At 71.6% G+C, this 24,619-nt stretch carries 22 protein-coding genes; 11 read left to right on the forward strand and 11 right to left on the reverse strand.

What is annotated here, in order from left to right; all coding sequences use genetic code 11:
- Position 1: 1 nt before the first annotated feature.
- On the reverse strand, positions 2–1,219 hold the full coding sequence (locus ACTOQ2_RS05500; RefSeq protein ID WP_440098620.1) for a CynX/NimT family MFS transporter: 1,218 nt from the start codon (positions 1,217–1,219) through the stop codon (positions 2–4).
- Between the two features lie 88 nt (positions 1,220–1,307).
- Complete coding sequence (locus tag ACTOQ2_RS05505) at positions 1,308–2,768, reverse strand: benzaldehyde dehydrogenase (RefSeq protein ID WP_440098622.1); 1,461 nt, start codon at positions 2,766–2,768, stop codon at positions 1,308–1,310.
- Between the two features lie 362 nt (positions 2,769–3,130).
- On the opposite strand from ACTOQ2_RS05505, the gene ACTOQ2_RS05510 reads away from it, so the two are divergent.
- The 9 genes from ACTOQ2_RS05510 (at position 3,131) to ACTOQ2_RS05550 (ending at position 11,026) form a co-directional block, all read left to right on the forward strand.
- Entirely contained in the window at positions 3,131–4,312 is a 1,182-nt protein-coding gene (locus ACTOQ2_RS05510; protein WP_440098623.1) for a thiolase family protein, read from the forward strand.
- 38 nt (positions 4,313–4,350) lie between these two features.
- Complete coding sequence (gene pcaB / locus ACTOQ2_RS05515) at positions 4,351–5,715, forward strand: 3-carboxy-cis,cis-muconate cycloisomerase (RefSeq protein ID WP_440098624.1); 1,365 nt, start codon at positions 4,351–4,353, stop codon at positions 5,713–5,715.
- Between the two features lie 55 nt (positions 5,716–5,770).
- Positions 5,771–6,241, forward strand: a complete 471-nt coding sequence (pcaC, locus tag ACTOQ2_RS05520) for a 4-carboxymuconolactone decarboxylase (protein WP_440098626.1) — start codon at positions 5,771–5,773, stop codon at positions 6,239–6,241.
- Positions 6,225–7,031 (forward strand): IclR family transcriptional regulator, encoded by an 807-nt coding sequence (locus ACTOQ2_RS05525; protein WP_440098627.1) that lies wholly within the window; start codon positions 6,225–6,227, stop codon positions 7,029–7,031. Before pcaC ends, ACTOQ2_RS05525 begins: the two co-directional genes overlap by 17 nt.
- A 114-nt stretch (positions 7,032–7,145) precedes the next feature.
- The gene (locus ACTOQ2_RS05530) at positions 7,146–7,787 is read left to right on the forward strand and encodes an MBL fold metallo-hydrolase (RefSeq protein ID WP_440098628.1); all 642 of its coding nucleotides are present in this window, start codon (positions 7,146–7,148) and stop codon (positions 7,785–7,787) included.
- Positions 7,788–7,964: 177 nt separating this feature from the next.
- Positions 7,965–8,513, forward strand: a complete 549-nt coding sequence (locus tag ACTOQ2_RS05535; RefSeq protein WP_440098629.1) for an EXLDI protein — start codon at positions 7,965–7,967, stop codon at positions 8,511–8,513.
- 148 nt (positions 8,514–8,661) lie between these two features.
- Positions 8,662–9,639, forward strand: a complete 978-nt coding sequence (locus ACTOQ2_RS05540) for an ATP-binding cassette domain-containing protein (RefSeq protein WP_440098631.1) — start codon at positions 8,662–8,664, stop codon at positions 9,637–9,639.
- Positions 9,636–10,439 (forward strand): ABC transporter permease, encoded by an 804-nt coding sequence (locus tag ACTOQ2_RS05545; RefSeq protein ID WP_440098633.1) that lies wholly within the window; start codon positions 9,636–9,638, stop codon positions 10,437–10,439. Before ACTOQ2_RS05540 ends, ACTOQ2_RS05545 begins: the two co-directional genes overlap by 4 nt.
- A gap of 35 nt (positions 10,440–10,474) precedes the next feature.
- Positions 10,475–11,026 (forward strand): DUF1707 SHOCT-like domain-containing protein, encoded by a 552-nt coding sequence (locus tag ACTOQ2_RS05550; protein ID WP_440098634.1) that lies wholly within the window; start codon positions 10,475–10,477, stop codon positions 11,024–11,026.
- Positions 11,027–11,279: 253 nt separating this feature from the next.
- Here the strand turns inward: ACTOQ2_RS05550 and ACTOQ2_RS05555 are convergent, their stop codons facing one another.
- From ACTOQ2_RS05555 to ACTOQ2_RS05565, 3 genes are all read right to left on the reverse strand, one after another.
- Complete coding sequence (locus tag ACTOQ2_RS05555; RefSeq protein ID WP_440098635.1) at positions 11,280–11,651, reverse strand: type II toxin-antitoxin system PemK/MazF family toxin; 372 nt, start codon at positions 11,649–11,651, stop codon at positions 11,280–11,282.
- Positions 11,648–12,292 carry a type II toxin-antitoxin system antitoxin SocA domain-containing protein gene (locus ACTOQ2_RS05560; protein WP_440098636.1) on the reverse strand — a complete coding sequence of 215 codons (645 nt, stop codon included), beginning with the start codon at positions 12,290–12,292 and terminating at the stop codon, positions 11,648–11,650. The genes ACTOQ2_RS05555 and ACTOQ2_RS05560 overlap by 4 nt, the downstream gene beginning before the upstream one ends.
- 174 nt (positions 12,293–12,466) lie before the next feature.
- A complete protein-coding gene (locus tag ACTOQ2_RS05565) occupies positions 12,467–13,678 on the reverse strand; it encodes an MFS transporter (protein WP_440098637.1) in 1,212 nt (403 codons plus the stop codon).
- A 66-nt stretch (positions 13,679–13,744) separates the two neighbouring features.
- Here ACTOQ2_RS05565 and ACTOQ2_RS05570 point away from each other — a divergent pair, with 66 nt between their 5' ends.
- Positions 13,745–14,731 (forward strand): ArsR family transcriptional regulator, encoded by a 987-nt coding sequence (locus ACTOQ2_RS05570; protein WP_440098638.1) that lies wholly within the window; start codon positions 13,745–13,747, stop codon positions 14,729–14,731.
- 55 nt (positions 14,732–14,786) lie between these two features.
- Here ACTOQ2_RS05570 and ACTOQ2_RS05575 read toward each other — a convergent pair whose 3' ends face one another.
- The 4 genes from ACTOQ2_RS05575 to ACTOQ2_RS05590 all read right to left on the reverse strand — a co-directional run bounded on the left by ACTOQ2_RS05575 (position 14,787) and on the right by ACTOQ2_RS05590 (position 20,484).
- The gene (locus tag ACTOQ2_RS05575; protein WP_440098639.1) at positions 14,787–15,503 is read right to left on the reverse strand and encodes a hypothetical protein; all 717 of its coding nucleotides are present in this window, start codon (positions 15,501–15,503) and stop codon (positions 14,787–14,789) included.
- A gap of 159 nt (positions 15,504–15,662) precedes the next feature.
- The gene (locus ACTOQ2_RS05580) at positions 15,663–16,445 is read right to left on the reverse strand and encodes an SDR family NAD(P)-dependent oxidoreductase (protein WP_440098640.1); all 783 of its coding nucleotides are present in this window, start codon (positions 16,443–16,445) and stop codon (positions 15,663–15,665) included.
- A gap of 116 nt (positions 16,446–16,561) precedes the next feature.
- Positions 16,562–17,338 (reverse strand): AMP-binding protein, encoded by a 777-nt coding sequence (locus tag ACTOQ2_RS05585; protein ID WP_440098642.1) that lies wholly within the window; start codon positions 17,336–17,338, stop codon positions 16,562–16,564.
- Between the two features lie 638 nt (positions 17,339–17,976).
- A complete protein-coding gene (locus ACTOQ2_RS05590) occupies positions 17,977–20,484 on the reverse strand; it encodes a tetratricopeptide repeat protein (RefSeq protein WP_440098643.1) in 2,508 nt (835 codons plus the stop codon).
- Positions 20,485–20,659: 175 nt separating this feature from the next.
- Between ACTOQ2_RS05590 and ACTOQ2_RS05595 the strand changes: the two genes are divergently transcribed.
- Positions 20,660–22,537 (forward strand): ABC transporter ATP-binding protein, encoded by a 1,878-nt coding sequence (locus ACTOQ2_RS05595; RefSeq protein ID WP_440098644.1) that lies wholly within the window; start codon positions 20,660–20,662, stop codon positions 22,535–22,537.
- Positions 22,538–22,595: 58 nt separating this feature from the next.
- Here the strand turns inward: ACTOQ2_RS05595 and ACTOQ2_RS05600 are convergent, their stop codons facing one another.
- Positions 22,596–24,062 carry a peptidoglycan D,D-transpeptidase FtsI family protein gene (locus ACTOQ2_RS05600; protein ID WP_440098645.1) on the reverse strand — a complete coding sequence of 489 codons (1,467 nt, stop codon included), beginning with the start codon at positions 24,060–24,062 and terminating at the stop codon, positions 22,596–22,598.
- A 141-nt stretch (positions 24,063–24,203) separates the two neighbouring features.
- Positions 24,204–24,566 carry a MerR family transcriptional regulator gene (locus ACTOQ2_RS05605; protein WP_440072335.1) on the reverse strand — a complete coding sequence of 121 codons (363 nt, stop codon included), beginning with the start codon at positions 24,564–24,566 and terminating at the stop codon, positions 24,204–24,206.
- Between the last annotated feature and the right edge of the window lie 53 nt (positions 24,567–24,619).

The following is a 24,619-nucleotide window of genomic DNA, read 5'->3' on the forward strand; positions in this document are numbered from 1 at the left end:
GTCAGGCCAGGGAGGGCGAGCCCTCGGCCGGGCGAGACTCTCCCGCGCCGGACGGCGCGACCGGGCGCCCGGCCAGGAACCCGGCCGCCAGCTGCAGGCCGCACGCGCCGATCCCGGCCAGCAGCGGCAGCGTCCAGCCACCCGAGAGCTGGTGGAGCGCGCCGATCAGGAGCGGTCCGAGCGCGGCCAGCGTGTAGCCGACGGACTGGGCGACGGCCGACAGGGCGGTGACCGAGACCGGGTCGGGCGCGCGGAGCGTGATGATGAGCAGGGCCAGCGCGATCGAGGCGCCCTGCCCCACCCCGAGGACGATCATCCAGAGCCACGGCAGGGCGGCGGGGGCGATCAGCACGCCGAGGTATCCGGCGATCGTGAGAAGGGTCGCGGCGGTGACGTACGGCACCTGCGACCGGGCCAGGCCCGCGAGCACCGGGACGGTCAGCGTGGCCGCCACCTGGGCCAGGTTGGTGAGGCTGAGCATGTATCCGGCCTGGTCCGCGGGGAGTCCCGCGTCCTTGAAGATCGTCGGTATCCAGGCCAGCATGATGTAGAAGGTCAGCGACTGCAGGCCCATGTAGACGGTGACGTACCAGGTCACCCGGCTGCGGAGCAGCAGGGCGAACGGCCTGGGCGCGACCTCCGGGCGGGCGGGGCGGCGCAGCGCCTGGGGCAGCCAGAGCGCCGCCGCCGCCAGTGCCGGGATCGCGGTCATCGCCGTCACCTCGCGCCAGCCGAGCCCGGTGGCCCGCTCGATCGGGACCACCGAACCGGACGCCACCGCGGCGCCCAGCACCAGGCCGGAGACGTAGATCGCGGTGAACGGCCCGACCCGCGTGGGGAAGTGCTGCTTGACCACGCCCGGCATCGCGACGTTCATCACGGCGATGGCCGTACCGGCGACGGCCGCGCCCGCGTAGAGCGCGGGGACGCTTCCCGTGCTGCGCAGCGCCACCCCGGCCGCCAGGATCAGCAGCCCGGCCATGAGCGTGCGGTCCAGGCCGAAGCGGCGGGCGAGCAGGGGGGCGAGCGGGCCGAGGACACCCAGGCAGACCACCATGACCGTGGTGATCGCCCCGCCCCCGGCGGCGCTCAGCCCGAGGTCGTCCATGATCTCGTCCAGTACCGGGGAGATGCCCGCCAGCGCGGGCCGCAGGTTGAGCGCCGCGAGCACGAACCCCGCGACGAGCAACACCCGCGACATCCACGACACCCGTGACACACCGACTCCCCGCTCGAGCATTGCCCAACTCTCCCATAGGCCTCACAGCGCATCATCGGGGGAGGTTATGCAGCCCGCCGGCAGGGAGTCAGAAGGGATACGTCGCGATATTTCCTTGCATCGTCACCCAGCGGGTCTCGGTGAAGGCCTCGATGTTGGCCCGTCCCCCGCCGAAGCGCGAGCCGGTACCCGACGCGCCGACCCCACCGAACGGGGCCACCGCCTCGTCGTCCACCGTCTGGTCGTTGACGTGCACGATCCCGGTGGGAACGAGGTCGGCCAGTGCCAGGCCGCGCATCGCGTCGCGCGTCAGGACGCCCAGCGACAGGCCGTACTCGCTGTCGGACGCCAGCGCGGCGGCCTCCTCGATCGTGGAGAACGGCACGACGGGCGCGACCGGCCCGAACACCTCCTGGACGTACGCGGGAGCGTGCGCGGGCAGGTCGGCCAGGACCGTGGGCCGGTAGAAGAGCCCCTCGTAGGTGCCGCCCGCGGCCAGCCGCGCCCCGGCGTCGACGCTCGCGGAGACCAGGCCGTGGACCTTGTCCCGCTGGCCGGCGTCGATCAGCGGGCCGAGCGCGACCTGCCCGCCCGCCGGGTCGCCGACCGGCAGGTGGTCGGCCTTCTCCGCGAGCCGCGCCACGTACTCCTCCGCGATCGAGGAGTGCACCAGGTGGCGTCCGGTGGTCATGCAGATCTGCCCCTGGTGCAGGAAGGAGCCCCAGGCGCCCGCCGAGACGGCGAGGTCCAGGTCCGCGTCGTCCAGGACGATCAGCGCGCTGTTGCCGCCGAGCTCCAGGTGCGCCCGCTTGAGCAGCCGTCCGCACGCCTCGCCGACCGCGCGCCCCGCCGAGGTCGAGCCGGTGAAGGAGATCACCCGTACCAGCGGATCGCCGACCAGCGCCTGACCGGCCGCCACCCCTCCCGGCAGCACGTGGAGCAGCCCGGGCGGCAGGCCCGCCTCCTCGAAGACGCGGGCGATGGCGACGCCCCCGGAGACGGCGGTACGCGGGTCGGGCTTGAGGATCACCGCGTTCCCCAGGGCGAGCGCGGGGGCGACCGAGCGGATGGCGAGGACCAGCGGGAAGTTGAACGGGGCGATCACCCCGACCACCCCGGCGGGTACGCGGCGGGCCAGGCTGAGCCGCTGCTTGACGGTGGGCAGGATCTCCCCCAGCGGCTGGGACGCCAGCGCGGCGGCCTCGTGGCACTCCTGGGCGGCGACGTGCGTCTCCACGCCCGCCTTGGGGCGGATCGACCCGGCCTCGCGGACCAGCCAGTCCTGGATCTCCTCCGCGTGCTCCTCGAACAGCCTCCCGGCCCGCCGCAGCACGGCCGCCCGCTCCTCGAACGAGGTCGCCGCCCACTCCCGCTGTGCCCGTACGGCGCGCACGGCCGCCGCCGCCACGTCCTCGGGCCCGGCCACGCCGACCCGGCCGAGCTCCGCGCCGGTGGCGGGCTCGACCACGGCCGCGTCACCCGCGCGCGAGGTGATCCAGCCGTCCCCGAAAACCTGCCCGGTCCACGTCTTGGCATCCATCAGCGACATGGCGTCTCCTTTGTCATGTTGAGTCATGGTGAGTCACGGCTGGTCATGGCCGGCCAGGAGGGCTGGGGAACGACGCACGGAACCTTCCGGAGGGAAGAGGTTGGGAATGGGCGTGCGTTATGCGAACAATGATTCCCTGAACGCACGATGCGTATCGCGGAAGCTACGCCCCGGCATCCGGCGTGTCAAGGAATGTCGGGCGGCGAAGTTGACCGCCCGAACGACACCTCAGTATGTTCATTTAGAGAACATTCGTACGCATGACGAACGTCCACCGATCCGGGTATCCAGGACGCGCGGGGAGGAACGATGGCCACGGTGGCCCCGCTCGCCGAGCCCCCGGCCGACAGGAGCCTCCGAACGTGAACGACGTCTACATCCTCGACGCGGTCCGCACGCCCATCGGCCGGTACGGCGGGGCCCTGTCGGGCGTCCGCCCCGACGACCTGGCCGCGCACGTCGTCCGCGCGCTGGCCGACCGCGCCCCCGCGCTCGACCCCGCTGCCATCGAGGACGTGTTCTTCGGCGCGGCCAACGGGGCGGGCGAGGACAACCGGGACGTCGCGCGGATGGCCGTGCTCCTGGCCGGGCTGCCGGTGACGGTGCCCGGCACGACCCTCAACCGGCTGTGCGGCTCCGGCCTGGAGGCGGCGATCGCCGCCTCCCGCGCGGTGGCCGTGGGCGACGCCTCCCTGGTAGTCGCCGGAGGTTCCGAGTCGATGAGCCGGGCGCCGTGGGTGATGCCCAAGCCCGCGCGGGGCTTCGACCGGGGAGAGCGGACCCTGCACGACACCGCCCTCGGCTGGCGCATGGTCAATCCCCGGATGCCCGCCGAGTGGACGGTCGCCCTGGGTGAGGGCGCCGAGATCCTCGCCGACCGCTACGACATCGGCCGCGAGGCCCAGGACCGGTTCGCGCTGCGCAGCCACCGGCGCGCGGCGGCGGCCTGGGAGCGCGGCGTCTTCGACCGCGAGGTGGTCCCGCTCGACGCCCTCGGCCACGACGAGTCCGTCAGGGCCGACTCGACCGAGGAGTCCCTGGCCGGTCTGAAGCCGATCTTCCGCGCCGGCGGCACCGTCACCGCGGGAAACGCCTCCCCGCTCAACGACGGCGCGGCCGCGCTGCTCGTCGGCGACGAGGCGGGGGCCGCCCGGTCCGGACGGGCCCCGCTGGCCAGGATCGTCTCCCGCGCGGTGATCGGCGTCGAGCCGCACCTGTTCGGCATCGGGCCGGTCGACGCGGCCCGTACGGCCCTCAAGCGGGCGGGCGTCGGCTGGTCCGACCTGAGCGTGGTCGAGCTCAACGAGGCGTTCGCCGCCCAGTCGCTGGCGTGCCTCGCCGAGTGGCCCGACCTCGATCCCGAGATCGTCAACGTCAACGGCGGCGCCATCGCGCTCGGCCACCCCCTCGGCTCCTCGGGGGCGCGTATCCTCGGCACCCTCGCCCACGAGTTGCACCGCCGGGGCGGCGGGTACGGCCTGGCCGCCATCTGCGTCGGCGTCGGCCAGGGACTCGCCGTCGTCCTCGAGGGAATCGGTTCCTGAGCGGCCATGACCGGCGTCCGAACCACCCGGAGGTGGACATGACCTCTCCCGCTCCCGCTCCCGCGAACGGCGGCCCGGTCTCCGGCCTGTTCTCCGGGATGTTCGCCAGGGGCGAGGCCTCGGCGGAGGTGTCGGACGTCGCGTGGCTGGCCGCCATGCTGGACGTCGAGGCCGCGCTGGCCGGCGCGCAGGCCGGGATCGGCCTGGTCCCCGCCGAGGTGCCCGCCGCGCTGGCGCGGGCCTGCCGCCCCGAGCTCTACGACGTCGCCGAGCTGGGCGGCAGGGCCGCGCGGACCGGCAACCCCGTCATCCCCCTGGTCGCCGCCCTGCGGGAGCGGGTCGAGCCCGGCCTGCGGCGGTTCGTCCACTACGGCGCCACCAGCCAGGACATCAACGACACCGCCGCCATGCTGGTCGCCCGCCGCGCGCTGACACCGATCCTGGCCGACCTGTCCGCCTGCGCGGACGCCTGCGCGCGGCTGGCGTCCGGCCATCGCGGCACCGTCATGGCCGGGCGCACCGTCCTGCAGCACGCCGTGCCCGTCACGTTCGGGCTGAAGGCGGCGGGCTGGCTGAGCGCGCTGGACCGCTCGCGGTCCTGGCTGGCGGAGGTGCCGCTGCCGGTCCAGTACGGCGGGGCGGCGGGCACCCTGTCGGTCCTCGGCGAGCGGGGCCACGAGGTGCCGCCGCTCCTGGCGGCCGGGCTGGGACTGGCCGAGCCGCTCGTCCCCTGGCACACCGACCGGACCCCGGTGGCCCGGCTGGCCTGCGCGCTCGGCACCGCGGCGGGGACGCTCGGCAAGGTGGCGAACGACGTGAAGCTGCTGGCCCAGACCGAGGTGGCGGAGGTCGCCGAGCCCACCGGGCCCGGCCGGGGCACCTCAAGCGCGATGCCGCACAAGCGCAACCCGGTGGGCTCGATGTCCGTGCTCGCCTGCGTCCAGCGTGTCCCCGGGCTGGTCGCCTCGATCCTGGACGGCATGGTCCAGGAGCACGAGCGCGCCGCGGGCCCCTGGCAGGCCGAGTGGGAGACGCTGGGCGAGCTGCTCCGGCTCACCGGCAGCGCCGCCTCCTGGCTCCGCGAGGTGCTGGAGGGCCTGACCGTCGACCCCGCCCGGATGCGCGCCAACCTCGGGGCGACCCGCGGGCTGCTGATGGCCGAGCAGGTCGTCGTACGGCTCGGGGGCACCCCGCAGGCCCGGCGGCTGGTGGACGCCGCCTGCGCCCGCGCCACCGAGGAGGGTGCGGAGCTGCGGGAGGTCCTGCTCGCCGATCCCGGCGTCTCCCTGACCGCCGGGGAGATCGACGCGGCCTTCGACCCGGCGGGCGCCCTCGGCTCCGCCGCCGCCTTCGTCGACCGGGCGCTCGCCGCCCACGAGAACCTCACGGGAGCCGGCGGATGAGCGGACGGGACACCGAGGAGAGACGAACGCCACGAACGAACGGGAGAGCGGACGGATGAGCGGGGAGACCGCGGGAACGAACGGCACGAACGCGCAGATCAGCGGGGAGACCGCGGAGACAAACGGCACGAACGGGTGGGCGGCCGGGGACGCGACGCGCCGGGCCGTACTCGGCGACGAGCACGTGGACCGCGCCGTCGCGGGCACCACCCCGTTCACCGCGGACTTCCAGGAGTTCATCACCACGTACGCGTGGGGTGAGATCTGGACCCGTCCCGGCCTGGACCGGCGCACCCGCAGTTGCATCACGCTGGCCATGCTCGCCGCGCTCGGGCACGAGCACGAGCTGGCCATGCACGTGCGGGCGGCGCTCCGCGTCGGCCTGACCGAGGAGGAGATCAAGGAAGTGCTGCTGCAGACCGCGATCTACGCGGGTGTGCCCGCCGCCAACCGGGCGTTCTCGGTGGCACGGGCGGCGCTAGAGTTCGACCGGAACGAGGAGGGCGGGGATGGTCGAACCGGTTGACCGTGGCTCTGACCACGTGCAGTCGCTGGCACGCGGACTCTCGGTGATCAAGGCGTTCAGCGCGACGAGCCCCGAGCTGACGCTCAGCGAGGTGGCCCGCGCGACCGGCCTGACCCGGGCCGCGGCCCGGCGGTTCCTGCTGACGCTCGTCGACCTCGGCTACGTCAGGACCGACGGGCGGCTGTTCGCCCTCTCTCCCCGCGTCCTGGACCTCGGGTACGCCTACCTGTCCAGCCTCTCGCTGCCCGAGGTGGCCGAGCCGCACCTCGAACGCCTCGTCGCCGAGGTGCACGAGTCGGCGTCGGTGGCGGTGCTCGACGGCGAGGACGTCGTCTACGTAGCCCGGGTGGCGACCAGCAGGATCATGCGGGTGACCATCAACATCGGTACCCGTTTCCCGGCGCACTGCACCTCGATGGGCAGGGTGCTGCTGGCCTGGCTGCCGCCCGACGACCTCGACGCCTACCTCGGACGGGTCGAGCTCCACAGGTTCACCTCCAACACGATCACCTCTCCCGCCGCCCTCGGAGCCGAGCTCGACAGGGTGCGCGCCCAGGGCTGGGCCATGGTCGACCAGGAGCTGGAGGAGGGCCTGCGCTCGATCGCCGTCCCCGTCAGGGAACGCTCGGGACGGGTGACCGCCGCGATCAACATCTCCTCCCACGCGAGCCGTACGACCTCGGAGTCCGCCCGCCGTCACCTGCTCCCGCCGCTGCTCGCCACCGCCGCGCGGGTGGAGGCCGACCTGCACGCCTCGGGTGTCAGGGGCAGCGCCCTGTCCCCCCGCTGACCCCGGCCCCCGCGCGTACGGCCGTCGGCGCCACTCCGGTGAGGGCGCCCACCGACCGTTCGCCCGTGGCGGATCCGATCAGGGCGACGCGGCCGGGCGAGCAGCATGTGACGCATGACGATAAGACTCACTAAATTCGGACATGCGTGTGTGCGGCTGGAGAAGAACGGGCGGAGCCTCGCCATCGATCCCGGTGCGATGACCCCGGAGGCCGATGCCGTCACCGGCGCCGAGGCCGTACTCGTCACGCACGAGCACTTCGACCACTTCGAACCCGAGCGTCTGCGCGCGGCCGCCGCCGGGGACCCGCGTCTCGTCGTCTACACCTGCCCCGGCGTGGCCCGGCACCTGACCGGGCTCGGCGACCGCGTACGGGTCGTGCGGGAGGGGGACGTGCTGCCGATCGCGGGCTTCGAGGTGACCGTCGTCGGGGAGAAGCACCACTTCAGCCACCCCGACGTGCCGCCGGTGGACAACGTGGGGTTCGTCGTCGACGGGGAGGTCCTCCACCCGGGCGACGCGCTGACCGTCGTCGACGTGCCGACACTGCTGGTGCCCGGCCAGGCTCCCTGGATGACGGTTCCCGACATGATCGCCTACCTGCGGACGATGGCGCCCCGGCGCGCGTACGCGATCCACGACGGTTTGATCAACGAGTGGGGCGTCAAGGTGCTGGAGGGCGTGCTCGCCGGCGAGGCCGAAAGACTCGGGGCCGACATCCGGCGGCTCAGGCCCGGCGAGAGCGTCGAGCTCTGACCCCCGGACCGACCCCCGGACCCGGCGGCCGGACCCGGCGGCCGAGACCTCGCCGGCGTGCCGCCCGGCGGCACGCATCATTGCTAAATCACGACATAACGCGAAAAACAGGAAGGGCCTTGCCGCCCACCCTGTTCTATACGTAGGCTTATACGTATACGGGATGAGGATGGAACGATGCCCAATAAAACGATCTACGTCTCGGACGATGACCTGCCCCTGTTCCAGCGGGCGCAGGAGCTCTCCGGGGGCAAGCTGTCGACGGCGATCAGTGTGGCGCTGCGGCGCTACGTCGAGATGGAGGACGGCCGCCAGGAGGGCTACGACGAGATCATCGTGCAGGTCGGCCAGGGTGGCACGGGCCGCAAGCAGCGCTTCTCCGGGGTGCTGCTCGGCGAGTGGGGACGCACGACGGGCAGCCGGGTGGAGATGTTCCGGGTGTACCGCTCGCGCAAGGACAAATACGTCCTGCATGTGGACCGCTCGCCCGACTGGACGGACAGCCTGACCTCGGGAGCCGACAACTGGCTGGAGGGTCTCCTCTCGCGCGGCGCGTGGCGGAGCTATCTCGGCCTGGCCGACTCCAGCTGGGGCTTCGTCCAGGGCGAGTCCACGCTTGAGGTCGTGAACACCTTCCAGGAGCTGCGCGGCAGGATCCCGGACGAGTTCTACGACCTGATCGCCGACATGGCCGAGCGTCCCGCCGTGGAGGACCTCGACATCTAACTCCATCCGACGAACGCAACCGGACGGTCGACAGGCGACCGCCCGCTACCCCCTCACGCCCTCATCCCGCTCATCCCACTCATCCTGCTACCCCGTCACGCCCTCATCCCGCTGTCCCCCGGCACGAACGAACGAAGGAGAAACCCGCATGCCCCCCGCGATAACGGCCGAAGGGCTGGTCAAGAAGTACGGTGACGTCGTCGCCCTGGACGGGATGGACCTGTCCGTCCCCGAGGGCACCGTGTTCGGCCTGCTCGGCCCCAACGGTGCGGGAAAGACCACGGCCGTACGGATCCTGACCACCCTGTTGAAACCGGACGCCGGCCGCGCCACGGTCGCCGGGTTCGACGTTGTCGCCGACGCGTACCGGCTGCGCGCCCACATCGGCGCCTCCGGCCAGTACGCCGCCGTCGACGACCACCTAACCGGTGCCGAGAACCTGGAGATGGTCGGCCGCCTCTACCACCTGGGCGTCAAACGCAGCAGGCAACGGGCCCGCGAGCTGCTGGAACGCTTCGACCTGAGCGAGGCGGCCGACCGCCCCGTGCAGGGCTACTCCGGCGGCATGCGACGCCGCCTCGACCTCGCCGGAGCGCTCGTCGCCGCCCCGCCGGTGCTGTTCCTCGACGAGCCCACCACCGGCCTCGACCCCCGAGCCCGCACGAGCCTGTGGGACGTCATCTCCGAACTCGTCGCCGACGGCACCACCGTGCTGCTCACCACGCAGTACCTGGAGGAGGCCGACCGGCTGGCCAGGACGATCGCGGTGGTCGACCACGGCCGGATGATCGCACTCGGCACCGCCGACGAGCTCAAGGACCAGGTCGGCGGTGACCGCGTCGAGCTGACCATGACCAGCACGGCCGATCTGCACACCGCGCGGCGCGTGCTCGCTCCCCTGGCCGTGGGGAACACGCGGACCGACGACGCCACGCTCCGGCTCACGATCCCGGTCGGCGACGGCACGGCCTCGCTCACCACGGCCCTGGGCCACCTGGCCGCCGAACGCGTCGCCGTACGCGACGCCGGACTGCGGCGGCCGACGCTGGACGAGGTGTTCCTCACCCTTACCGGACACCCGACCGCCGGACCGACCACGACGAAGACGAAGGAGCACACCCGATGAACGCCCTCCAGCTGGCGGTCTCCGACGGCATCACGATCACCAAGCGCAACGTCCTCAAGATCAAGCGAGCGCCCGACCTGCTGGGCGGCGTGATCATCCTCCCGATCGTGTTCGTGCTGCTGTTCGCGTACGTCTTCGGCAGCATGATGAGCCTGCCGGGCATGTCGTACCAGGAGTACATGATTCCCGGGATCTTCGTCCAGACGATCGTGACGAGCGCGCAGATCACCGGCTACACGCTCACCCTGGACCTGCAGAAGGGCATCTTCGACCGGTTCCGCACGCTGCCCATGTCCCCGTCGGCGGTGCTGACCGGCCAGACCTCCAGCGACGTCCTCATGAACGTGAGCAGCATCGTCGCGATGGCCCTCGTCGGGCTCGCCGTCGGCTGGCGCATCCACTCGGAGCCGCATCGGGCCGTGCTGGGCTTCCTGCTGCTCCTGCTGTTCTCGTACGCGTTCTCGTGGGTGACCGCGACGGTCGCGCTGGCCCTGCGCAAGCCCGAGGTCTTCAACAACATCGCCACCATCGTGTCGATGCCGCTGGTCTTCCTGTCCAACGCCTTCGTCGACAGCACCCGCCTGCCCGGGCCGCTGCGGGTCGTCGCCGAGTGGAACCCCGTCTCCACCGTCGTCCAGGCCGCCCGCGAGCTCTTCGGCAACACCAACGCGGCCATGCCGGTGCCCGCCGCCTGGCCGCTCCAGCACGCGGTGCCGGCGACGCTACTGTGGTCGGTACTGCTCCTGGTCGTCTTCGTGCCCCTCTCCATCCGGCTGTACAAGAGGGCGGTCAGCCAGTGATCCGGCTCGACGAGACAGGGCAGGTGACGGAGCGGATGGAACCACGGATACGCGTCTCCGACGGAGAACGCGACAGGGTCGTGCAACAGCTCCAGCAGGCGTTCGCCGACGGTCGCCTCGGCCCCGGCGAGATGGAGGAACGGCTCGAACGCGCGCTCACGGCGAGGTCCCACGGCGACCTGCTGCCGCTGATCGCCGACCTGCCCGACGCCCCGGACGGCCCGGACGACGTCCTCCGGCTGACGTCCACGGGCGGACGCATCAAGCGGTCGGGCGACTGGCAGGTCCCGCGCCTGCTGCGCGTCGAGTCCGAGTACGGCGGGGTGAAGCTCGACCTGTCCCAGGCCCTCGTCCGGTATCCGGAGATCGACATCGAGCTCCGGCTCCCCTACGGCTCCGCCACGATCATCCTGCCGCCCGGCGCGACCGCGAACGTCGACGGGGTACGCACCGGGTGGGGCAGCGTGACCTGCGCGCTGCCCGGCCGTGCGCGTCCGGGCGCGCTGCACGTCCGGATCACCGGAGAGCTCGAATACGGCCGCCTGCGCGTCCGCACCTCGCGCGACCGGCTCGGTGCCCGCCGCTGAGACCACCTCTCGCCGGACGGAGGGCGCCAAGATCGTAGGGTGACTCGCGGGTTCCCGGAGTGCGGCGAGCAGATATGCCCGCCGAAGACGTCACGAGTGGGACCGAGAAGCTCACGAAGAACAATAGCGACGCGTGAGGAGCCGAGGGTGAGTGAAACCTGCGAGGTGCCGACCCGAGTGAGTGAACGAGGCGGTGATCCCGCTGTTGCCCCCTCGGCCGTGCCACGGCCCAACGATGGAACCATCGACCCGCTCAGTCAACGAGCCCCAGGTAGGCGAACAGGTTCTCCTCGATCAGAGACAGGGACTGCGCGGGTAATCGTCCCAGGTAGTCGCCGAGTTCCTCCTTGAGGAACGGCTGGGCGCAGACCGTACGCACCCAGCACTTGCTCGGCAGGTTGCCGACTCCCTGGGCGAGCTTGACGCAGTATTCGGTCTTGAGCGTGGTCGACGTCGACGTGGGGACGACGTACACCAGGGGCCGGTCCGCCTGCTCGTTCTTCGCGTCACCACTGAGAACGATCACTGGTCGTTTCGGATGGAGGTTGCGCTGGTCGTTGGGAGGCATCGAGAGCGACCGGTCGGGCACGAGGTAGACGCCACCCTTACGGATGGAACCCTTCACTGATCATCCAGCGTATTCGCGTTGGCCCGACGAAGGCCGTCTCTTGTCTCCCGGAACTCCACCTCAAGCACATCGCCGACCCCCGGATCGTCCCGCTGCGGAGGTCGCGCTCCGCGCCGGGACTGGAAGAGCTCAAGCAGCATTTCCACCTGTCTGTGCCGCCGCGCGCGGTTGAGATCGAGCAGTACTCCTCGTTCGCCACCTGCCTGCGCTTCGACGGCGGGAGGGGTTTCGTGGGAGAGACGCTTGAGATCGGCGGCGCTCCTGCCTCCGTGCGAACGGACCACGTCCCGGACGCACTCCATGTCGGCCGCATCCAGCGGATCCTCGATATCGACGGTCAAGGTGAGCGGATGCGAGCCGTAACCCGCGTCGCGGTCGTCGCAGCGTTCCACCAGCTCGCTCTCCACCACCCAGTCCTCGGTACGCGTGAGCGCATGATCATAGGGACCGTGCTCATCCCATCGCCAGGCGGCGCCGGTGAACGGGGTGCGCCCGGACTCCACGGCCTCCAGGTCGGCCAGGTAGAGGAGCTTCGGCAGCTTCGTCCTGGTGACCTCGAAATCCAGCTCGCGGGCCGCTTTCAACACCGCGAGGACGGCACCGGCGAGAGGGTTGGGGGATTCGAGACGTCTGCTCATCACCGCTCCTCCCCTGCTGTGCCTTGATGTCACGGTACTCCTGTCAGCTTTTGTCATCTCTGATCGGCGCCGGACCACCCCGGGGCGGGTCGCGACTCTGCGTTGAATCATCATCACACTGAGATGCGTCGAAGTCAGCTGATTACGAAACCGTGCCCCCGCCGTGGGACGTCGTCACGCGGGTCGCTGTCCGCCGGCTCTCAGGGACCGGTGCAGGGCGAGGGCGGAGACGACGGTCGCGGCTCCCGTGAGGACGATGGCCATGTGCGGGGAGGTCAGCTCGGCGGCGACGCCGACCAGGGCGCCGCCCAGTGCCTGGCCGGTCATCATTCCCGCCGAGGCCAGACCGAAGGCCTGCCCCCTGACGGCTTCGGGGACCGCGTCCACGAACCACCGCTGCAACCCCAGCTGGCAGGCGGTCGACGCCGCCGTGGCGAGCAGCACGATCAGCGCGGCTCCCGCGAGTCCCGGCCGGGCGGCGAAGGCGAGCAGGGGAACGCCGGACACCACCGCGAAGGGAAACGCCAGCCGTTCCCGGCCGACGGGCGAGACGAACCGGCCGACGACGAAGTTGCCGGCCGCCAGGCCGACTGAGGCGGCGGCGAGCGCGAACCCGGCGGCGTTTCCCAGGTAGGGGACCATCATCGCCTCGGCACCCACCACGAGCGAGATCGGCAGCCACTGCGCGAGCAGCAGGCCGCGCACCCGGGGGTCCGCCAGCAGGGCCCGGTTGACCCGCAGCGTCTCCCGTACGGGGCCGTCCCCCTTCGGGGTCGCATTCTCCGCGTTCCTGGCGGGGAAGTCGGGCAGGCCGTAACGCAGCACCACGGCCGCCAGGGCGGACAACACGGCGGTGACGGCCAGCGCCCCCGTGGGTCCCGCGAAGGCGAGGATGGCGCCGCCCGCCGCCAGGCCGCCGATCTGGGCCCCGGCGGCCGTCACGTTCAGCACGGACCTGGCCAGGACGAACGCGTCACCCGGCAGCAGGTCGGGCAGGAGGGCGCTGCGGGCCGCCCCGAAGACGGGCGAGAACAACCCGGTGGCCAGGACCAGGAGAAGCATCGCCCAGACGGGCAGACCCGTGAAGGCCAGAAGCAGGCAGGTCACCACCCGCACCAGCTCACCTGCGACCATCAGCGCACGCGGGCGGATCCGGTCGGCCAGCGAGAGCAGGAACGTCCCGCCGACGATGTAGGGCAGGAACCCCACCAGGTACGCCGCCGCCGACAGCCCCGGCGAGCCGGTCCGCGCGTAGACCAGCGCCGACAGGGCCAGCATCTTGACCTGGTCTCCGGCCACCAGGAGGGTGAAGCTTCCGAACAGGACACGGAACTCCCGGTTCGCGAAGACCTCCGTGTAGGTCGCGCCGCGCTCTTGTGTGGTCATGGACACGATGGTGGGAGGTGCCCGGACGGCTGGCTAACCTTTCGGATATATCCGAAAGGTCGTTCCGTGATCATCCGCATCGAGGTCACCCCGCAGGACATCATGGCCAGCAGGTTCGCCATCTCCCCGCTCATCGTGACCAAGCACGCGCTCTGGATCCTCTCCGGCAGGAGGGAGGCCGGGGAGTGGCGATCGTGGGCCGGCAGGATGCGGGAGCCGTACGAGAGACTGCTGCTCGCGTACCCCGGGCTGGGGCCCATGGTGGCGCTGTTCCGCGAACGGCACTACAACGCCGACTTCCCCGCGCCGCCGCCGACCGGGGTGAACACCCCGGTCGAGGCGGAACTCGCGGTGGTGCGCGCCACCCCGGTGGCGCGGGCGCACGCTGAGATCGCCAGAAACCTGGAGGGAATGCCGCGCCTGCCGGGACCCGTCAGGGACGTGCTGTTCTCACCGGACGTCGTGCGGCTGTTCGCCGAGGCGCTGACCGCGATCTGGGAGGAGATCGTGTCCCCCGCGTGGCCGCGCTTCCACGCGATCCTGGAGCGGGACGTGGTCCAGCGGGCGGGCCGCCTGGCCACCTACGGCTGGGCGGCGGCACTGGACGACCTCACCCCCCGGGTCCGCTGGCGTCCCGACGGTGTCATCGAGGTGCTCTCCAGGGACGCGGACGAGACCTGCCGGCTCGACGGGCGCGGGCTGCTCTTCGTGCCGACCGTGTTCCCCACCGGGATCGGCTTCTACCTGGAGACCGACTGGCCGTACGCGATCAGCTATCCGGCCCGGGGCACCGGCATCACGCCCGAGGCGCCGGACGGCCTGGCCGGGCTGATCGGCAGAACCAGGAGCCGCCTCCTGCTGGAGCTGGCGACCCCGGCGACCACCACCCAGCTCGTGACCCTGCTGGAGCTGAGCCTGGGCACCGTGGGCGGCCACATCGCCGCCCTGCGCAGGGCGGGCCTGGTCACCGGGAGCCGCACCGGCCGAGGCGTCCTGTACCACCGCACCGCGCTGGGCGACTCCCTGGTCAGCCCCTCGGGACTCCTGCCTTGAGGAACCATCCGGAAACGGACCCCCGGCGACGCGAAGCCGGAGCGCCGAGACCGGTTCAGGAGGTACCGCGATACCCGGCGGCGCGTAGCCGCGTGGCGATGCCGTCCAGGCCACAGGGATCGGCCCAGCGGGAGGCCGGGTTGATCTCCTCCATGCCGCCGATCACCCGCAGGCCGCTGCCGAGGAGCGCTCCCTGCGGATGGGTCGTGTAGATCGGCGTCCCGGCCGGGAGAGCTGCCCGGTCCTCGACCACAGGCCACTCCTTCCGGGTGTCCGGGTAGACGAACAGCAGGATCCTGGTGCCCTCGGGCACCCCCCTGCGGAAATCGGCCACCGAGTGAACCGGAGTCTGCTTCCTCCATATCCCGCCCTGGAAGAACTTCACATGGACCAGACCGGCGGATCGCCCCTTGAATCGCTCGGTCACCCGCACCGGCATCAGCACATAGTGCGTACGGTCGCCGGGAATTCCCTCCTCGACGATCGGTCCCGGTACGAAGTCCTTGACGGTTCCCGCGACGACCAGCGGCGTCTTCGCCGCGAGTTCCTCCGGGGAGTTGAGGGGGTCGTAGTCGAAGGCGATCTGCCGAAGCAGTTTGACGTCCAACCTCCTGGAGGGGGCCGGAGCACACCTGGATCCGGCCCTCGCCTCGGTCTCGGTCAACGCCGGAGCCGGGGCCGCCGGTGCGCCCGTGCTCCGATCCACGGTCTCGGGCGCGCCGCAGGCGGTCAACGCGACGAGAAGAGTGAGGACGGTCAATCTCATGATCATGAGACGTCCGCGGGCCTCGTCCGGTTCAACCTTCCGGAGGCCGCCAGGGCGTGGAGCCGGGCGAGAAACGGCCGAGGAGAGTGTGGACGGCCGTCGTGGAGACGGATGCGGGCGGGCCGGAGCACCGGGGCGCCGGAGGTCCCGTCCGCGACGACGCGTTCACGTCGCGTGCGACGGGAGCGGGACGCCGGTCAGCTTGGCACACGCGTCGAGGAGGCCGTCCTGCACCTCGGGCGACCGCGCGGCGGGGTGGGCGAAGCGCGTCTCCTGGTGGTGGAAGTAGCTACCGGTCACGGTGGCCTCGGGGTCCTGGCTCGTGGCCAGCCACACCTGCGTCACGGGGCCCAGGGAGAGGTCGTCGGGCGCGCCCGGACCCCCCATCTTCGTCGCGACCCAGCCGGGTTCGAGCGCGTTGGACAGCACGTCCGGCCATCGGCGGGCGACCGCGAACGCCAGGACGACGTCCAGCAGCTTGCTGTCGGCGTACGCCCGCGAACCGTCCCAGTTGCGGGTGCTCCACTGGAGGTCGTCCAGTTTGGGGTCCCCGCCGCGATGCATGCCGGAGCTGACGTAGACCAGCCGGTCGGGTGGGGTGATGAGCGCCGTGAGCAGGTACGGGGCGAGCACGTTGACCGCGAACACGTGGGACAGGCCGTCGGCGGTCTCGATCCTGCTCGGTTCCCGGTATCCGACGGCGGCGTTGTGGATGATCGCGTCGTAGCGGCCCAGCTCGTTGGCCTGAGCCGCCACGGACCGCATCCCCTCGATGGTGATCAGGTCTCCGACGACGACGGCCTCCGCCTCCGGCAGCGCGTCGCGCGCGTCGTCGGCGCGGGTGTCGTTGCGGGCGTGCAGCGTGACGTCGTGGCCGTCGTGAACCAGCAGCCGGGCGGCCATGAGCCCGAGGCCGTCAGTGGAGCCGGTGATCAGAATGCGCGCCATGAGAATGATCCCCTTTGCAGAACATGCTGGTCGTTAACTACCCAGGGGACGGGCGCACACGCCGTCGAACACACATCAAGCCAGGTCAGGACCCGGTCAGCCGCCTTCTGATCGCCTCAGACGCGCTGGACGGCCCCGTCGGACAGCGCCACGACGGTCACGCCGAAGTCGTGGATGGTCGCCGACAGCTCGTCGGGCGAGAGGCCGGGGGCCACGACGACGAGGGAGCCGCGCATCAGCGCCAGCCCGATCAGGGTCGTCATGGCCAGGCTGCACCGCAGGGGCCAGGTCACCAGCAGGACGTCGGACTTCCCCAGCTCTGCGCCCTCGTCGAGGACGTTCATCCGCACGATCAGGTCGTGGTGGGTGAGCACGCCCCCGTCGTCGACCAGGAGGGCGGGCTGTACCGCCGGGTCGAGGAAGGGCAACGGGACGGGCTCCAAAAGCAGCAGGTCGGCGAAGTCGACGGTGTCACGGGCCTGGCCGAACGCGATCACCTGCCGGACCCGCGAGTCCTCCACGGCCCGCAACGACGCGTCCGCCAGGCGCGTGGTGGTGATGAGCAGCCGCGCGTCCCACTCGGCGAGCAGGTCGGCCATCTCCTCGCATCCGGAGGTGATCGGCGCCGCCACCCCGCCCGCCGCGATGACCGTGTGCACCGCCAGCGTCTGGGCCACCGCGCTGTCGACGTGGATCCCGGCCACCTGGCGCCGCCGGGCACCCCGCCTCACCAGGCCCGACGCTCCCCGCGTCACCTCCGCGGCCAGCCGGCGGTAGCCGTACACCACTCCGGCGCCGAGGTCGATCAGGGCGGGCCGGTCACCTCGACCGTGCGCGTAGCCGAACACCGCTTCGGTGAGGGTGCAGCTGGTGGACGGAGAGGTGGGTCTCATTCCGCCGACGGTAGGGCCGCTCGATCCACGCGGGCATCCGCAGATGTATGTAGATGACTGTGTATTCGGCCTCCTCCTCCAGGACGGCACCCCGATACCCCTCGGGTGGCGCCCGATTTCCCCTCGGATGGCGCCCCGTTTCTCCCTGGACGGCACCTGGTTCCCGCTCGGGTAACGCCCGGTTTCCCCTCGGACGGAGCACGCTCCGCGGGCCCCGACGCCGCGGCGGGAAGGAGAAACCAGGACAAGAGCCTGGAAAAGCTATGGGCGGGCCCGAGCCCTGCGCGACTCGAGCCCGCTGTCACGTGACCCATGGCCAGGGCCCCCACCCCTCCGAGGAGACCCCGGCCATCAACGGGGACACGCGACGTCCGTAGCGTGCTCGACCGAGACGCCCGGGATGGTGTGGACCTGCCGTCCCGGGCCGGAACGGTGGCCGGCACGGTGCGGAAGGCTGGACGTCATCGGTCGAACACCAGGAAAACGTACGGTGTGCGGCGGGCACGACACATGCTCCGGACTGCGTATCCCGGGATGTATCTTCACCCCCGCGAAACCCCCGCGAATGTGTAGTCCGGAGTATGTAAAACTCACGGCCGCCGGATGAGGCCTGTGAACGGGCGAGCCGGTCGCGCCGGTCAGGAGCGGTTCTGCTCGATGACCCAGGTGGCGACCTGCGTCCGGGAGGAGAACCCGAGCTTGGCCAGGATGTTGGCGACGTGCCGGGCCGCGGTGGCGGGACTGATCACCAGCTCGTCGGCGATGGCCTTGTTGCTCATCCCCCTGGCGATCAGCTCGGCGATCTCCCATTCCCGGCAGGTGAGCGTGGTCATGGGGGCGACGACCGGATGCTTGCCGAGCAGCAGGGGCGTCTCGTGGGGCTCGTCGAACTGCAGCGCGTAGCGGACCGCCTGCTCCTGGGACATCTCCTGGCCGTGCGCCCACAGCTGCGCGACCAGCGCGTCGCCGAGGCGCACCCGGGCGGGCTGGAGCAGCTCCTCCATCCGCGCCCCGAACCCGGGCGGCAGCACGGCGCCGCCCATCGCGCTCCTGATCGCGGCGGAGGCCCCGGCCAGGCGCACCGCCCGGCGGTCGTCCTCCTCGGCGAGCGCGAGCTGCGCGAGCGTCTCGATGCGGCGGGCCACGCCGAGCCGCTGGCCGGTCCCGATGCAGAGCCGCAGGCTCTCGATCAGCCTGCCCCGCGCGGTGGGGAGGTCTCCCTGGGCCAGCGCGATCCGGCCCAGCCCCGACAGGCAGGTGATGGCCTGCCAGTGGGCGGTGATGTCCTGGAGCATGTCGAGGGCGCGCTCGTAGTGGGCGCGGGCCTCCACCAGGTCGCCGCGGAGCCAGGCGACCTGGGCCAGGCCGATGAGGGCGACCGGCGCGGCCCAGTGGTTGTCGAGCTCGTGGGCGATGGCGAGCGCGGCCTCGAAGGACCGCTGCGACTCCTTCGCCCTGCCCTCGGACAGCGCGAACGTGCCCTCCATGGACCGGATGACCGTCTCGTGCCAGGGGTCGTCGACCGTGCGTACGGCCTCCAGCGCGTCGTCCAGCAGGGACCTGGCCCTCTCGGGGCGCCGCTGGTAGATGGCCACCCAGGCGAGGATGGCGAGCGCACCGCTGAGCGGTCCGTACAGGCCGGCCTCGCGGCACAGGCCGACCGCGGCGGCGCAGGCGATCTGCGCGGTGTCGGGGTCGCCCTGCCCGAAGGCCACCTGCCCGCGCAGCGCGAGCGCGTCGCCGCGCACGGACGGCGTCAGGTCCTCGGGGGCGGCGTCGAGCAGGCGGTCGAGCCACTTGTCGGCCGGGGTGAACCTCCCCCCGGCGATGATCGGCCAGCGCAGCAGGACGAGGAGGCGCAGCGCGCTCTCGGGGTCGCCCGCCGACTCGACCGACCAGCGCACCGCGGCCCACACGTTGGTCTGGAGCTCGTCGAGCATGACGAGCATCGGGCAGATCTCGGTCCAGGCCGGGCGGGGGCGCCGGACGATCGTCCGGTGGATCCGGGCGGCGATCTCGATCATGTGGTCGCGGTGCAGCCGCCGGAACTCGGGCTCCTCGCCCGAGGCGTCGAGCTGCTCGGTGGCGTACTCGCGGATCGTCTCCAGCATGCGGTAGCGCGTCTCGCCCGCCACCTCGGCGTCGGCCAGGACCAGCGACTTGTCGACCAGGTCGCAGAGCACCCCCAGGACGTCCTCGGCCCACAGCGCGTTGCCCGCGCAGACCTGCTCGGCCATGTCGAGCGTCCACCCGCCGGTGAAGACCGCGAGCCGGCGCAGGAGGATCCGCTCGGGCTCGTTGAGCTGCTGGTAGCTCCAGTCGACGGTCGCCCTGAGCGTCTGCTGCCTGGCCGGGGCCGTCCTGTCGCCCGCCGACAGCAGCCGGAACCTGTCCCTGATCCTGGCGTTGATCTGCTCCACGGTCAGCACCCTGCACAGGGCGGCGGCGAGCTCGATGGCGAGCGGCATCCCGTCGAGCGCCTCGCAGAGCCCGGCGATGTCGGCCGCGTTCTGCTCGGTGACGGAGAAGGCCCGCGAGGCGGCGGTGGCGCGGTCGACGAAGAGGCGCACCGCCTCGCTGGTGCCGAGGAAGAGCCGCACCGCCTCGCTGCTGCCGAGGTCGTGGCCGTCGCTCCTGGGCAGGGTGAGCGGCGGCACCCGCCACACGGTCTCCCCCGCCACCCGGAGCGGCTCGCGGCTGGTCGTGAGCACGCGTACCTCGGGACAGACGGTGAGCACGGCGCGGCAGAACCTCGCGGACTCCTCGATGAGCGACTCGCAGTTGTCCATGACCAGCAGCAGCCGCCGGTCGCCGAGCGCGTCGATCAGGGTGTCGGCCAGCGCGCGGGACGGCTCGGCCTTGACCCCGAGCACGGCGGCCACCCGGGGCTCGATCTGGTCACCGCGCACCGCGTCGGCCAGCTCGACCAGCCAGACCCCGCCGGGGAACTCCCCCGCCACCTGGCCCGCGACCCGGACCGCCAGCCTGCTCTTGCCGATGCCGCCCGCCCCACAGAGCGTTACCACCCTGGCGACGCCCAGCAGGTCGGTGAGCTCTTCCACGTCGGCTTCACGCCCCACGAAGCCGTTGGGTTCGAGGGGAAGGTTGCCTCCGGTGAAGGAGGAGTGTGCGGTGTCCTGGGTCATCGGCTCTTAGAGGTCGCGGATAGAACCGTCACAGAAAGTGTGACATCAATTACCGAACCATGCCCAGTCTTAGACCTTTTCCGACCTATGGATTATCCTGCCCCGCCGTGGCCGCACACGGCCATCCGATGGCCATCCGATGGTCATCGCCGGTGCGGCGACTCACACTGCTCCCATGACAGACTCCCCCGTCGGCCCGGTCCCCGAGATCGGCGAGATCAACGTCTCCGGCTGGTACGCGCACACCGACAAGATGACGAAGGTCGGCTTCCTGACCATCGCCCGCAGGCTTCCTGCGCTGGTGTCGCAGGCCGTCAGGCTGGCGTGGCTGGCCAGTCCCCGCGACACCGTCATCGCGATCGCCCTGAGCCTGCTGAGCGGGGTGTTCACCGCGTTCGGGCTGCTCGCCACGACCGGGGTGCTGTCGGCACTGTTCGAGGCGGGACCGACCCCCGACCGGGTGCGGGCCGCCCTGCCCAGCCTGATCCTGGTGGGGGTGGCCGCGACCCTGCGCACCCTCACGCAGGCGGGCGCGGGCTGGGCCCAGTCACGGCTGGAGCCCCAGGTAGGCCGGATCGCCGAGGAACGCCTGTACGGGCTGACCAGCCGGGTCGGCCTCGCGGCCTTCGACGACCCCGACTTCCACGACGCGCTCCAGCGGGCCAGGTCACGCGGGGTCACCGTCGCGGACGAGGTGGTGGGCACGGCCATCGACACGCTGACCGCGGTCATCGGCATCGTCGCCGCGGCGGGCGTACTGGGGGTGCTCCACCCGGTCCTGCTGCCGCTGCTGGTGCTGGCGGTGCTGCCCGACGCGTGGGCGGCGGTCCGCTCGGCGCGCATGCGCTACACGACGATGTACGCCCTGATCCCGGCCAGGCGCCGTAAATGGATCATCGCGGAGCTGCTCGCGGACCGCGATCCGGCCGCGGAGGTGCGCTCGTTCACCATGCACGGCTTCCTGATGCGGATGTACGACGCGGTGGCGACGGCCGAGCAGGCCGTCATGCTCGGCCTGGCCCGGCGGCAGGTCCTCGCGCGGGTCGTCGGCGAGGCGCTGGGCGGCGTCGGCACGGCCGTCGTCTACGTCGCCCTGGGCGTGCTGCTGGCGGTGGGGGCGGTCCCCCTGGCGGTCGCGGGCACCGCCGTACTGGCGATCCGTTCCGGCCAGACCTATCTGGCCAACCTGATGTACGCCACGAACCGCCTCTACGAGGAGGGCCTGTACTTCACCGACTTCCTCGACTTCTGCGCCGAGGCCGAGAGCAAGCTGCCCGCCGGGCGCCCGGCGAGGGCACCGGAGAGCTTCGAGCGGATCACCGCCGAGGACGTCGTCTTCACCTATCCGGGCTCCGCCGGCCCGGCGCTCCAGGGGCTCACGGTGACCATCGGCAGGGGCGAGGTGATCGCCCTCGTCGGGGAGAACGGCTCGGGCAAGACCACACTGGCCAAGATCCTGTCCGGGCTGTACGAACCGGACGGCGGCCGGGTCCGCTGGGACGACACGGACCTGGCGGACGTCGATCCCGACGAGCTGCGCGACCGCATCGCGGTCATCGCCCAGGACCACACGCGCTGGCCGCTGACCGCCCGCTACAACATCAGCATGGGCACCGACAAGGGGGAGCCCGCGCTCGTCGCGGCGGCCGAGGTCGCGGGCGCCGACCAGGTGGTGGCCGAGCTGCCGCACGGCTACAGCACCCTGCTCGACCGGCGTTTCAAGGACGGCCAGGAGCTGTCCGGCGGCCAGTGGCAGCGGATCGCGGTGGCCCGCGGCTTCCACAGGGACGCCCCGCTGCTGATCTGCGACGAGCCCACCGCGGCCCTGGACGCCCGCGCCGAACACGCCCTGTTCGAACGCATCCGGCAGCACGCCGACGGGCGCACCGTGCTGCTGATCACCCACCGGCTGGCGAGCGTCCGCTACGCCGACCGGATCTACGTCCTCGACCACGGCAAGGTCGTCGAGCACGGCACCCACGACGAGCTCATGACTCTCGACGGCCTCTACGCCGACCTCTACGGCCTCCAGGCCAGGGCCTACTCGGCCTGACCTTCCGGGACGGCCTCGGGGACGGCCTCGACGGCCTCCGTCACCTCCGGTCCGGGCCCTACTCGGTCTGGCCGCCCAGGAACGCCTCGATGACGGCCCTGGCGATGGGGGCCGCCACCCGCCCGCCCTGCCCGCCGCCCTCGACCAGGACCCCGACGGCGATCCGGGGAGAGACGGCCGGGGCGAAACCGGTGAAGATCGCGTGGTCCTCACCCGAGACGGCGTTCTCCGCCGTGCCGGTCTTCCCCGCGACCTTCACCCCCCGGACGGCCGCGGCGACGCCGGTCCCTCCCTTCCCGGTGACGGCGACCATCATCTCCGTGAGCCGTTCGGCCTCCTCGGCGCCGAGCGCGCGGCGGTACGCCGAGGGTTCGGTCACGTCGATCACCGTGCCGTCGGCGAGGCGGACCTCGTCCACCAGGTGGGGACGCATCAGCGAGCCGTCGTTGGCCACCGCCGCCGCGATCATCGCGATCATGAGCGGGGTGGCCCGGACGTCGAACCGGCCCAGCGCCGACATCGCGGTCTGCGCGTCGTCCAGGGCGGAGGGATAGACGCTCCTGGCCACCGGCATGGGCACCTGCAGGTCGTCGGTGTCGAACCCGAAGGCCTCGGCCTGCTCGCGCAGCGCGTCCTGGCCGAGGTCGACCCCCATCTTCGCGAAGGGGGTGTCGCACGAGAGCCTGAACGCCTGGAACAGCGGAAGGGCGCCGCCGCCGCAGGCGGCGCCGCCGGCGTTGCGCAGGTAGGTGCCGGTGCCGGGGAGGCGGAAGGACTTCGGGGCGCTGACGCGGGTGCCGGGGTCGTAGCGCCCCGAGCCGAGCGCCGCCGCGCCGGTGATGATTTTGAAGGTGGACCCCGGGGGGTAGTTCCGCTGGATCGCCCGGTTCAGCAGCGGGTCCTCGGGGTCGCCCTGCAGCCGCTTGTCCACCCGGTCGAGCTTGGCCGCGTCGAAGCTCGTGTAGAGGTTCGGGTCGTACGAGGGCAGGGAGACCATGGCCAGGATCGCGCCGGTGCGAGGATCGATCGCGACGACGGCGCCGGGCTTCCCGGTGGCGCGCAGCCCGTCGTAGGCGGCCCGCTGGGCGCCGCGGTCGACGGTGAGCCTGAGCGTGGCGCCGCCGCGGGTGCCGTCGACCAGCCCGCGCATCTTCACCCGGGGGTCGCTCCCGGACAGCAGGGCCTCCTCGGCCTGCTCGACGCCACCGGTGCCGTGGAGCGAGAAGTGCCCGGTGATCGCCGCGTAGAGCGGCCCGCCGGGATAGACCCTGCGGTACCGGTACGTGGCGTTCCTGGCCTTGCGGCTGGTCGCGACGACCGTGCCGTCGCGGAGCAGGATCCTGCCCCGGGGACTCTCGAAGCGCGCGATCATCGTCCGCTTGTTGCGCGGGTCCTCGTTGAGCCGCTCGGAGTCCAGCGCCTGGAGGTAGGTCACGTTGGCGAGAAGGGCGAACAGCATCCCCCCGCACATCAGCGCGACGTGGCGCAGCGGAATGTTGATCCGGCGCGCGCGCGGTGCGACCATGGCCCCTCCCCGGACACCCGACCTCGATACCGGTTTAACAGCCGGACCGAAAAGGGCACCTCGACCAGGGGCAAAGCCGCCGTACGGCTTCCGAACGGCCATAAGCCCCAGGGCTTGTGGCCGGCGCGAACCGCGCGGCCTCTAGTCGACCACCGAGTGGTAATACGAGATCTTGTTGCGGATCGCCACCTGCTTCTCGCGCAGGTTCTCGACCTGCTCCTGCACCCGCCGGTCGTGGGCTTCGAGCAGCGCGATGCGGTCGCGGACCGTGTGGTCGCCCGCCCTGGTCATCTCGGCGAAGCGGAGCATCTCCGCGATCGGCATGCCGGTGTCGCGCAGACAGCGGATCATGCCGAGCCAGCCGACGTCCTCCTGGGTGAACCGGCGCTGCCCGGCCGCGTTGCGGCCGATCGGCTCGAGCAACCCGATCCGCTCGTAGTAACGAAGCGTGTCGAGGCTGAAGCCGGTCTCCTCCACCACTTGTCCTGGTGTGTACACACTCACATCGGGCAGCATTTCATCTGGAGCCCACTCAAGGTCAAGTTCCGATGTTTCCC

The organism is Streptosporangium sp. H16 (assembly GCF_051918855.1).
Lineage (GTDB): Bacteria > Actinomycetota > Actinomycetes > Streptosporangiales > Streptosporangiaceae > Streptosporangium.

Coding starts and splice junctions, on each gene's coding strand:
- ACTOQ2_RS05505 (WP_440098622.1), bottom strand. CDS start 2,768: ATGTCGCTGATGGATGCCAAGACGTGGACCGGGCAGGTTTTCGGGGAC.
- pcaB (WP_440098624.1), top strand. CDS start 4,351: ATGACCTCTCCCGCTCCCGCTCCCGCGAACGGCGGCCCGGTCTCCGGC.
- pcaC (WP_440098626.1), top strand. CDS start 5,771: ATGAGCGGGGAGACCGCGGGAACGAACGGCACGAACGCGCAGATCAGC.
- ACTOQ2_RS05525 (WP_440098627.1), top strand. CDS start 6,225: ATGGTCGAACCGGTTGACCGTGGCTCTGACCACGTGCAGTCGCTGGCA.
- ACTOQ2_RS05530 (WP_440098628.1), top strand. CDS start 7,146: ATGACGATAAGACTCACTAAATTCGGACATGCGTGTGTGCGGCTGGAG.
- ACTOQ2_RS05535 (WP_440098629.1), top strand. CDS start 7,965: ATGCCCAATAAAACGATCTACGTCTCGGACGATGACCTGCCCCTGTTC.
- ACTOQ2_RS05540 (WP_440098631.1), top strand. CDS start 8,662: ATGCCCCCCGCGATAACGGCCGAAGGGCTGGTCAAGAAGTACGGTGAC.
- ACTOQ2_RS05545 (WP_440098633.1), top strand. CDS start 9,636: ATGAACGCCCTCCAGCTGGCGGTCTCCGACGGCATCACGATCACCAAG.
- ACTOQ2_RS05550 (WP_440098634.1), top strand. CDS start 10,475: ATGGAACCACGGATACGCGTCTCCGACGGAGAACGCGACAGGGTCGTG.
- ACTOQ2_RS05560 (WP_440098636.1), bottom strand. CDS start 12,292: ATGAGCAGACGTCTCGAATCCCCCAACCCTCTCGCCGGTGCCGTCCTC.
- ACTOQ2_RS05565 (WP_440098637.1), bottom strand. CDS start 13,678: ATGACCACACAAGAGCGCGGCGCGACCTACACGGAGGTCTTCGCGAAC.
- ACTOQ2_RS05575 (WP_440098639.1), bottom strand. CDS start 15,503: ATGATCATGAGATTGACCGTCCTCACTCTTCTCGTCGCGTTGACCGCC.
- ACTOQ2_RS05580 (WP_440098640.1), bottom strand. CDS start 16,445: ATGGCGCGCATTCTGATCACCGGCTCCACTGACGGCCTCGGGCTCATG.
- ACTOQ2_RS05585 (WP_440098642.1), bottom strand. CDS start 17,338: ATGAGACCCACCTCTCCGTCCACCAGCTGCACCCTCACCGAAGCGGTG.
- ACTOQ2_RS05590 (WP_440098643.1), bottom strand. CDS start 20,484: ATGACCCAGGACACCGCACACTCCTCCTTCACCGGAGGCAACCTTCCC.
- ACTOQ2_RS05595 (WP_440098644.1), top strand. CDS start 20,660: ATGACAGACTCCCCCGTCGGCCCGGTCCCCGAGATCGGCGAGATCAAC.
- ACTOQ2_RS05600 (WP_440098645.1), bottom strand. CDS start 24,062: ATGGTCGCACCGCGCGCGCGCCGGATCAACATTCCGCTGCGCCACGTC.